This window comes from Maribacter sp. 4G9 (genome assembly GCF_002742265.1).
In the GTDB taxonomy this organism is placed as follows: domain Bacteria; phylum Bacteroidota; class Bacteroidia; order Flavobacteriales; family Flavobacteriaceae; genus Maribacter.
Map to the genome: position 1 here is coordinate 54,253 of NZ_MDGL01000024.1, position 10,253 is coordinate 64,505.

The 10,253-nt window shown below is 39.9% G+C and carries 10 protein-coding genes; 3 read left to right on the forward strand and 7 right to left on the reverse strand.

Translation table 11 applies throughout. The annotated features are described in order from the left end of the window. Positions 1-4: 4 nt before the first annotated feature. Genes BFP75_RS02785 through BFP75_RS02795 form a run of 3 tightly spaced genes read left to right on the forward strand, consistent with a single transcriptional unit; the run spans position 5 to position 2,268 of the window. Entirely contained in the window at positions 5-865 is an 861-nt protein-coding gene (locus tag BFP75_RS02785; RefSeq protein ID WP_240531675.1) for an ion transporter, read from the forward strand. Further along, entirely contained in the window at positions 858-1,781 is a 924-nt protein-coding gene (gene miaA, locus BFP75_RS02790; protein ID WP_099543149.1) for a tRNA (adenosine(37)-N6)-dimethylallyltransferase MiaA, read from the forward strand. The genes BFP75_RS02785 and miaA overlap by 8 nt, the downstream gene beginning before the upstream one ends. Further along, entirely contained in the window at positions 1,774-2,268 is a 495-nt protein-coding gene (locus tag BFP75_RS02795) for a gluconokinase (RefSeq protein WP_099543150.1), read from the forward strand. Before miaA ends, BFP75_RS02795 begins: the two co-directional genes overlap by 8 nt. 47 nt (positions 2,269-2,315) lie before the next feature. Here BFP75_RS02795 and BFP75_RS02800 read toward each other — a convergent pair whose 3' ends face one another. The 7 genes from BFP75_RS02800 to recN form a co-directional block, all read right to left on the reverse strand. After that, a complete protein-coding gene (locus tag BFP75_RS02800) occupies positions 2,316-3,029 on the reverse strand; it encodes a response regulator transcription factor (RefSeq protein ID WP_099543151.1) in 714 nt (237 codons plus the stop codon). 5 nt (positions 3,030-3,034) lie between these two features. Further along, complete coding sequence (locus BFP75_RS02805) at positions 3,035-4,615, reverse strand: sensor histidine kinase (protein ID WP_099543152.1); 1,581 nt, start codon at positions 4,613-4,615, stop codon at positions 3,035-3,037. Positions 4,616-4,688: 73 nt separating this feature from the next. Further along, the gene (coaE, locus tag BFP75_RS02810; protein ID WP_099543153.1) at positions 4,689-5,282 is read right to left on the reverse strand and encodes a dephospho-CoA kinase; all 594 of its coding nucleotides are present in this window, start codon (positions 5,280-5,282) and stop codon (positions 4,689-4,691) included. A gap of 84 nt (positions 5,283-5,366) precedes the next feature. Beyond that, complete coding sequence (locus tag BFP75_RS02815; protein ID WP_099543154.1) at positions 5,367-6,326, reverse strand: CdaR family protein; 960 nt, start codon at positions 6,324-6,326, stop codon at positions 5,367-5,369. Further along, positions 6,323-7,339: a glycosyltransferase gene (locus tag BFP75_RS02820; RefSeq protein ID WP_099543155.1), complete on the reverse strand. Its 1,017-nt coding sequence runs from the start codon at positions 7,337-7,339 to the stop codon at positions 6,323-6,325. Before BFP75_RS02820 ends, BFP75_RS02815 begins: the two co-directional genes overlap by 4 nt. A gap of 47 nt (positions 7,340-7,386) precedes the next feature. Beyond that, positions 7,387-8,193, reverse strand: coding sequence for an enoyl-ACP reductase (locus BFP75_RS02825; RefSeq protein WP_099543156.1), 807 nt, complete (start codon positions 8,191-8,193; stop codon positions 7,387-7,389). Positions 8,194-8,267: 74 nt separating this feature from the next. Then, complete coding sequence (gene recN, locus BFP75_RS02830) at positions 8,268-9,920, reverse strand: DNA repair protein RecN (protein WP_099543157.1); 1,653 nt, start codon at positions 9,918-9,920, stop codon at positions 8,268-8,270. Between the last annotated feature and the right edge of the window lie 333 nt (positions 9,921-10,253).

Consider the following 10,253-nt stretch of genomic DNA (forward strand, 5'->3'; position numbering starts at 1 on the left):
AGCATTGAGCAAGGAGCAAAAAAATACAGATTGGAAACATAAGCTACATGAGATAATTTATGAAGCAGATACCCCAATGGGTAAGTGGTTCGATATTGTTCTTATTATTCTTATACTCTTCAGTGTGCTACTGATTATGTTGGAAAGTGTGAAAAGTATTGATGCAGAATATCATTTGACACTTTTGTCCCTTGAGTGGATCATAACCATTCTTTTTACCATTGAATATATTGCGAGGATAATTTGTATTCAGAAACCTAGTAAGTATATTTTTAGTTTTTATGGGATAATAGATTTTTTATCCACCATTCCATTGTATCTCTCCTATATTTTGGCAGGCTCTCAAGTTTTGCTTGCGGTGCGCGCTTTTAGGTTGTTACGGGTTTTTAGGATCTTAAAACTGGTTCAGTTCTTAGGGGAAGCCTCGCAATTAAAAAGTGCTTTGAAGGCAAGTAGTGCCAAGATAACCGTATTTTTATTTGCAGTGCTGATACTGTCCGTCATGTTGGGTACTTTGATGTATCTTGTAGAGGGAGATGAGGCAGGTTTCACCAGTATTCCCATGAGTATTTACTGGACCATCGTAACCCTGACTACCGTTGGATATGGTGACATTGCCCCAATAACGCCTCAGGGTCAATTCATTGCTACCATAATAATGCTTTTGGGTTATGGTGTTATAGCTGTACCCACAGGAATGGTCACCGTGGAATATGGGAAACGTTCCAGGGCCTTAAAAACAGGCGAAGAGCATTTGGAAAAATTCGTCCATGTGAATACCCAAGCCTGTCCGGTGTGTGCAAAGGAAGGTCACAGGGACGATGCCAGTCATTGCTATAACTGTGGAAGTTTGCTAAATGAGTAGTAAAGTCCTTATTTCCATAATCGGACCCACGGCCATAGGAAAAACAAAATTGGCCATCCTTTTGGCAAATCATTTCAAGACGGAAATTATTTCTGCGGACTCAAGGCAGTTTTTCAAAGAAATGGCGATTGGTACGGCAGTACCATCCACATGGGAACTTTCACGTGCTGTACATCATTTCATACAACACAAAAGTATCCACGAACCCTATTCTGTGGGCGATTTTGAAAAAGAGGCGCTCAACACATTGGAAGCATTGTTTCAAAACCATGACACAGTCGTTATAGTCGGAGGAAGTGGCCTCTATGTGGACGCCGTTACAAAAGGACTGGATTCCTTTCCAAAAGTGGATAGTGGTATCCGTGAAACACTCAACAAGGAATTGATGGATAAAGGTATTGGATTCCTTCAGTCGAACCTCAAGGAATTAGATCCAGATTATTATGAAAAAGTAGATCTTCAAAATCCACATCGCTTGATCCGGGCCTTGGAAATCTGTATTGGTGCCGGTAAATCGTATTCCAGCTTTCTAAACAAACCAAAAAGCCAAAGAAATTTTAAGGTATTATCCATAGGTTTGAAAGCCGATAGAAAAGTAATTTATGATAGAATAAACGAACGGGTCGATATTATGATGAAGGACGGATTACTGACCGAAGTACGATCGCTCCTTGACCAGCGGAATTTGAATGCCTTACAAACTGTTGGCTATAAAGAGCTTTTTGAATATTGCGATGGAAATTGGACCTTGGATTTTGCCGTTTCGGAGATTAAAAAAAATACCCGAAGGTTCGCAAAAAGACAAACCACTTGGTTTAAGAAAAGCCCTAATACCCTTTGGATAGCATACAACTATCATGAAAAGGAAATAATTGCTCAAATTGAAGAAGTAGTAGCAGAATTACAAAATGAATAAAGCAAAGATTATATATGTGATGGGCGTTTCCGGTTGTGGAAAATCTACCATCGGGAAATTATTGGCGGTAAAATTGGGGTATTCCTTTTACGATGGCGACCATTACCATCCAAAAGCCAACATAGACAAAATGAGCAAAGGCATTCCTTTGGATGACAACGATCGTACAGGTTGGCTGGAAACTTTGAATGCGTTAGGAAAGAAGAACCAGGAAAAGGGTGCTGTCATTGTATGTTCTGCCTTAAAATCCAAGTATAGGGAAATCTTGAGGGCAGGTATGGAGGAAACGACCGTTTTTCTGTTCTTGAAAGGTACCTTGGAACTTATTGGGCATCGGCTTAGTTTAAGAAAAGGGCATTTTATGCCAAAGGAATTGCTCGAATCCCAATTTAAAACTTTGGAAGAACCTGAAAATGCCCTCGTGGTATCCATTGAACTTAGTCCCGAAGAAATCGTTGATCGGGCGATAGCCCTTTTAAAAAACTAAAAAAGCACCTCGAACAAGGTGCTTTATATGTTAAATGTGAATTAGTTTTACTCGCCCTCTGTTTTGATCACCAAACGAAAGCCTTCGCCATGGATGTTCAAAATCTCTACACTATCGTCCCGTTTTAGGTATTTTCTAAGTTTGGCAATGTAAACATCCATACTTCGGGAAGTGAAATAGTTGTCATCCCTCCAAATTTTTGTGAGGGCCAACTCCCTGGGCATCAAATCGTTTTCATGCAGGGCCAAGAGTCGTAGAAGCTCATTTTCCTTGGGTGATAATTTAATGGATTCTTCATCCTTATATTTTAAGAACCTCAGTTTTGAATTTAGGTGAAATCCTCCAATTTCAAATTCAAACTTCTTACTATCGGCCAAACTACTGGAAGCCTTTCTTTGAAGTATCGCCTTTAGTTTCATCAATAGCACCTCAGAATCAAAAGGTTTGTTTAGATAATCATCCGCACCGGCCTTATATCCTTTTAGTACATCCTCCTTCATGGTCTTAGCGGTCAAGAAAACGATGGGAACATTTTCATTTTTCTCCCGTATTTCTTTCGCCAAGGTAAATCCGTCCTTATAGGGCATCATGACATCCAGAATACAGATATCAAAATTGTCCTTTTTAAATTTCTCGAAACCTTCCATACCATTCTTCGCCAATGTTACATCGAAATCGTTCATGGATAGATAGTCCTTAAGGACAATTCCAAAATTTGGGTCATCTTCTACTAAAAGTATCTTTTTATTTATTGTTTCCATAATTTTTAAATTAAAGGGAGTTTAATGAAGAAAGTGCTTCCCTTATCTTTTTCACTTTCCGCGTATACTTCCCCTTGATGATCATCTACTATTTTTTTTACGTAGGCCAATCCTAACCCGTGGCCCTTTACGTTGTGAATATCTCCTGTATGTTCTCTATAGAACTTCTCAAAAACTCTCTTCAATACAACTTTGCTCATCCCAGGACCTTGGTCCTGAACTTTTATAACAATGTTGTTTTTAACTACTTCCGTGTAGACATCTATCTTTGGGGCATCTATCGAGTATTTTATTGCGTTGTCCAAAATATTGACTATCACATTGGTAAAATGCATTTCATTGGCCAAAACTTCCGATCGATGTGCATCTAAATGTGTTTCAATATATCCTCCCCTATCCTGCACAATGAGCTCCACATGAGTAATCGCATCATTTATTATATCGTGGGCATCTACCCTATCCTTACTGATATCCAATTGGTTTTTCTCCAATTTGGATATGCGCAATACATTTTCTACTTGGGCGTGCATACGTTTATTCTCGTCCCTGATCATCTGCAAATAGCGCGAAACCTTTTCCTGATCCCCAATTATTTTAGGGTTTCTTATAGCTTCCACCGCTAAGTTGATCGTTGCAATAGGGGTCTTGAACTCGTGCGTCATATTATTGATAAAGTCCGATTTTATCTCCGATATCTGTTTTTGCCTGATCAGTTGGTATATCGCACCGGAATATGCAATGACAATTATCAGAGTAAACAAAAGTGACAATAAGGCCAAACCTAGTATAGACTGTAACAAAAAGCGCTTTTTCTTTGGGAAGGAAACCAATAGGTCAAAATTGGATATCCCGTCAAGATCGGTAAACAATGGCGATTTATAGATGTTCGCTTCGGAATATTTGAATTTTCGGGATTTCAACTTCGTCGGTAGACCATTGCTGTACACCCCATATTCAAAAGCTATATCAACACCCCTATCCTCCAATTCACGTTGCACCAACAATTCTATCTCCTGTTTGGAAACCCTTTTGTGTATAGGCACTCTTTTGGCATAGGTCGTGAACAAATCTTCCATGGCGATTTTATCAACATCCCTAAGTCCCCCAATCTTTTCTATTCTTTGAATGGGCGTTAACCTAAGAGCCTTACCGTCTATATCGTAATCCTCCCTGAAGATCGATGTGGTTCGCTTGCTTGTATAGTTTTTGATGAAAGTGGTATCGCCCACCTCACCGTTATCAAAGAACGTTGATGAAATTCCGTAATCTTCTTCTAGGATACCATGTTCATATAACAATATTTCATTAGAATTGACATCCCTGTCTATGAAAAAGAAATTTCTAAATTGGGTCTCCTTCAATTCCCCGATGCTATCCTTTGCATACAGATACCTGTCGAAGTAATTTTTCTTCTCCCGCTCCTCTATCTGATTGGTAACACTGTTAAGCGCCTCAGAAACAACATTCGAAAATTGTTCCTCTTTGTTCTCAACGGACTTTTTTATCCAAATGCTTTGAATAAAAATCAACCCTACGAGAGAAAGGCTCATTAGAACTACCAAGAGAACAAATAACCTCTTATTCATTATAATGTTAAAATTAATTATTTACAGGGAAGGCCTGAGTACGTTTAACCAAACCTTAACACAAATGTTAAAATTAGCTGTCCTTAGTAAAATCAAGGAGAACGCGATGCACCTCTACCACCTTTTCATTTGTTTTTTTCAGGTCGATATTTTCAATGACAAAGTCTGCCAAGGGTAACTTCTCCGCATCGTCCAATTGATTCCTCATTCTTGCCACGATATCCTCACGGGTACTTTGGTCTCGGTTTAGAATGCGGTCTATCCGATATTCCATGGGAGCGGTCACCAATACCACCTTATCATAAAATTCTTGGGCATTATTCTCAAACAACAAGGCGGTTTCCTGAATCACATAAGGATAATCCTGTGCCTTGCACCATTTCTTAAAATGTTTTCGAACTGCAGGATGTACAATTCCGTTAAGTTTTTTTAGCAAATTCGTATTCTTAAAAACAGATTTAGCAATGTAGGATCGATTTAATTTTCCGTCCAGATAGGCCAATTCCCCAAACAGGTCGATCAGTTTTCTCTTCATCGTTTTGGAGGAATGCATAAGTTTCTTGGCTTCCACATCTGAATTGTATACGGGAACCCCCAATTTTTCGAACATCCTTGCAACAGTGGTCTTTCCACTTCCAATGCCTCCCGTAAGACCAATTATTTTCATTGTTATGCGTCATTTATGCCCAAGAAACTGGTACGCCCATGCATTATTTTTAATTCCGCGTGCCAAGTGCTGGCCATGGTTTTTTCATTCCCTTTTCAATATGAATTCAACCTCTTTGGTCTTCAGGATGGCATTATTGATTTTTTCCGGCTTCTCCTTCAATATCAAGGATAATACATTTTGGTTGCGTTCCCCTACTTGACCATAATCTGCAACTACCATAAAATCATCTGGTGAAATCCCCTTGAGAATTTCCAATTTAGCCTGGCAGACTACTTGAACAACGTCTGGGAACATTCTCACCTTTACACTGTCCGGAAGGTTAAAAATAGTTACGGGCACTTCAAATACCTGTTCAGAAAAGCGATATACCTTACCCGTAATCGTTACCTGGGATGGTTCGAAATTGGTTTCGACCAGCTCCCTCGATTTCACCAAGGTAAGCTTTTGCGAAAAATCGGAGTCTACGTTCAACAGCTCTACATAGGACGTGTGGACACTTTTCACGGTATCGATCTGAATTTTTGGTCCTTTTATAAGGATTGTTTTTGGCTCAACGACCAAAGAATCCATCAAAGCGTGATTTTTTTCAAACGTAATATTAAGCCTAGGTATAACAGGTACTTCTTTCGATTCTAGTGGGGTGAATCCAACAAAAATTGTATCGTTGTCCATTTCCAGCAGCTCCATATCGCTCGACAATTGTGCTTGAACCTGTTTTTTATAAATCGACGGCGGTATAAAATAACGGCCGTTTCTTTTTCGTACTTCAGCAAGGTTTATCTGTATATTTTTCTTTCTTATGCCAAAACCTATAAATTGAAACCCCACGGCCCTAATCCTTACCTGTAATTGATTTTTTTGGGTTTCTTCCAAGAGAAAATCCCGTGGCACGTTCACGTAATTTAATTGGAAATAGGTTGTCCCCACAAATGTTTGGGCAAGATTGTTTACGAACCATGCAAGAAAGGAGAAAAACAAAAAGACCAGAAATACCTTGACCTTTCTCTTTTTTAAAGCTGTTTTAATCCTTTCTAAAATCACGATCTGTCCTTGGTTTGAAAAAACAATTTTGGAAAAAGCGCTTCCGGTGTCCTTTTACTAAATGTAGTATAAATAGTGGACTTCAAAAAACCAAAACCGTAGCCCAAAAATTGGACCAGCGTGGCAAAAAGTGCCATAGTGGAAATTTTGATACTTTTTGTTTTGATTACGGCATCCAATAACAAGGCTGAAAAATAGAGAACAAAACAGATAAAGGGTGCTTTAATACCAAAAAAGATGAACCCAATGGAAATCAACAAGGAAAGGATAAATAAAGCAGGAAACCAATAAGTAAATTTGGCCGTGGACGGATGCCATCTATTCAATATGGGCCTTACCATTCCAAATTTTTTCACTTGCACGTAAAATTTGTTCCAGTCGATTCTTCGCTTATGGTACACAAAGGCCTCGGGTATCAATTTGGTTTCATATCCCTTTTCCCAAATACGAAAAGTCAGGTCTGGATCCTCACCCGGATGGATGTTTCCGTACCCGCCCGTTTTTTCAAAGGCTTCCTTGGATATGCCCATGTTAAAACTTCTGGGCTGAAATTTGTTTATAGCGTCTTTTCGCCCTCGTATTCCTCCTGTAGTCAAAAAGGAGGTCATGGCATAGTTGATAGCCTTTTGAACATCGCTAAAGGAAGGGTGGGCCGCATCCGGTCCTCCAAAACAATGTACAAATTCCTTGGTTAGGCTCTTTTCTACTTCGTCTAAGTACTGGGAAGGCAGAATGCAATCCGAATCCAAGACAATAAAATAATTCCCTTGTGCCTTTTTCATTCCAAAATTGCGGGAATCTCCAGGTCCTGAATTGGGTTTTTGGTAGTAAGAAATATGTAACCTATTGCGGTACAAATCTACCACTTCCTTGGCTGGTATTGTGGAACCGTCTTCTACAATGACCACCTCAAAATCCTTGGAATAAGTCTGTAATAAAAGACTTTCCAAGAGTTCTTCAATTTCATTGGGTCTGTTAAATACTGGAATTATAAACGAGAATGATACATTCATTTCAAACTTTCAAGTAATTAAGCCCCCAGAAATCCCTGAATTCCCTTTTAGAATTTGTCTATGACTTCCTGACTGACCCCGGTGTTGGAAAAACCGCCGTCATGGAATAGGTTCTGCATGGTCACTTTTCTGGTGAGGTCCGAAAACAAGGTAATAGTATAGTCGGCACAATCTTGGGCGGTCGCATTGCCCAAGGGCGACATTTTCTCCGCATAGTTGATAAACCCGTCAAATCCTTTGATTCCTTGTCCCGCAGTAGTAGCTGTCGGCGATTGGGAAATCGTGTTTACCCGTACCTTTTTCTCCTTTCCAAAGAAGTATCCAAAGCTCCGTGCCACGGATTCCAGATACGCCTTATTATCTGCCATGTCGTTATAATCAGGAAAGGTACGTTGTGCGGCCATATATGTCAAGGCCACAATACTGCCCCATTCGTTCATGGCATCATTTTTATATAAGGATTGCATTACTTTATGAAAGGAAAGGGCGGAAACATCCCATCCCTTCGCCGTAAAATCATAATTCTCATCCGTATAGGACCTTCCTTTACGCACATTTACGGACATCCCAATAGAATGTAGTACAAAATCCAACTTGCCTCCCAAAATCTCCATGGACTTAGTCACTAAATTTGCCAAATCCCCTTCATTGGTAGCGTCTGCAGGAACGATTTCAGAACCAGTCTTTTCGGCTAACTCCTTAATCTGGCCCATTCTCATGGCTATAGGTGCATTGGTAAGCACAAAGGTGCCGCCTTCCTCATGGACCCGTACCGCGGTTTTCCAGGCGATTGAATTTTCATCCAAAGCACCAAATATGATTCCTCTTTTTCCTTTTAATAGATTATACCCCATGATTATTGGTTCTTAGTGTTTTTAATGTTTCAAAGATATTTAAAATATGCCAATTGGATTTTAGGCAAAGACAATTAATTTAACAATTGTCTGGCATGGGCCAAGGCGGAATCAGACACTTCGTTGCCCCCTAACATCTGGGCCAGTTCCACTACGCGATCATCATTGGACAGTTTTCGCATATTGGTTTGGGTACCTTCTGAAGTATCGGTCTTAAAAACTTTAAAATGGTGGTTTCCTTTGGAAGCTACCTGTGGTAGGTGTGTAATGGAGAATACCTGCATGTCCTTGCTCATTTCTTTCATGATATCCGCCATTCTATTTGAAATTTCCCCGGATACGCCCGTATCGATTTCATCGAACATTATAGTGGGCAGTTTTTCATATTTCGCCAATATGGCCTTGATTATTAGCATGATTCTTGAAAGCTCCCCGCCCGATGCTACTTTTTTTAGTTCACCATAATCGCTGCCTTTGTTGGCGGTAAACAAAAAGGAAAGATCGTCCATGCCATTGCCCTTAAAGGTATCCACACTTTCTAGTTGAATATGAAATGAGGCACTGGGCATTCCCAAGTGTGCCAAATCCTGTTCCAATTGTTGTTTCAAACTGGGAATAACGGCATTTCTTTTTTCCCTTAGCACAAGTGCCTGTTCCTCAAGAGCAGATTCCAGATCCTGAAGTTCCCTGGTTTTAATTGAAATTTTCTCGTCTACATGGGCGGTTTCAAAGGCTTTTTGGGAAAGTTCCTCTCGGATTTTGATCAATTCCGTTATCTCTGAAACCCCATGTTTTTTCTGTAGGTTGTACAATGATTGCAACTTGGCACTGGTTTCTTCCAAAAGTTCCGAATTGGATTCAATGTTATCCTGATACGCCTGCAGTTCGGTATTGATGTCGTCCATCTCAATGTATACGGATTGAATGCGCTGGTGCAGGCCTTCGTATTGTTTACCAAATCCAGAAAGCCTGGATAGTGTAATTTTCAATTCCGATAATAGGGATGTAAGTCCAATCTGATCGTCGTTCATCAATTGATCTCCCTTGGAAAGTTCCTCCATGATCAACTCCACATTGTTCAGTTGCTCGTATTGCTCTTCCAATTCCTCCAAAATGCCTGCCTTTAAGGGAGCTGCTTCCAACTCCGATAAGAGAAAATCGTTATAATCCTGTTCCTTTAAGGCATTGTTCTGAAAATCAATTAAATCCTCGAGTTGCTTTTTTGTGGAATTATAGGTGGTGAGGGTCTTTCTAAATTCCTGAAGACGAACCTTATTATCAGCCAAAGCATCTATCAATTTTAACTGAAAATCATTTTCGGTCAATCTCAGTGTTTGATGCTGGGAATGGATATCGATCAAGCGGTCGCCCAATTGTGTCAATACATCCAAAGTTACCGGTGTATCGTTGATGAAGGCCCGGGATTTTCCGCTGGGCAAAATTTCCCGCCTGATGACCGTGGTATCCTCATAATCCAAATCGTTCTCTTTAAAAAAAGACTGCAAACCGTAGTCCTTGATCTGAAAATAGGCTTCTATGACGCATTTACGTTCCTTATCCCGAAGCGATGATAGATCGGCCCTCTTTCCCAACACCAAGGATAGGCCTCCCAAAAAGATGGATTTACCCGCACCGGTTTCTCCGGTAATAATGGTAAAACCCGCGTCCAGACCTACCTCTAAGCTATCGATCAACGCGTAATTGTCTATGGAAAGATTGGTCAGCAAAACTGTAAAAATTTAGAAAATCAAAGGTAATCTATTTCAGGTATCAAATTCAAGCTCAAATTCAAATGCAAGAATCAAGTTCAATTTAGTTGTTGGTTGTTAGTTTTTCGTTTTTTGTTGTAAGTTGTTAGTTGTTAGTTGTTAGATGGAGAAGTGGTTTAAACTTTTTTTGGATCGAAAGACAGGGTTGCAGAGATTTGTGTTGTGAAACATAAGTCAAACCAAAACAACCCTTTATGTACTTTATTCTTGACAAAGATATGATAGAAGAATCAATAGTCGCATACCTTCCTTCACCTAGTCGTGGCTTTAACGTTACGGTACCCATGGCCG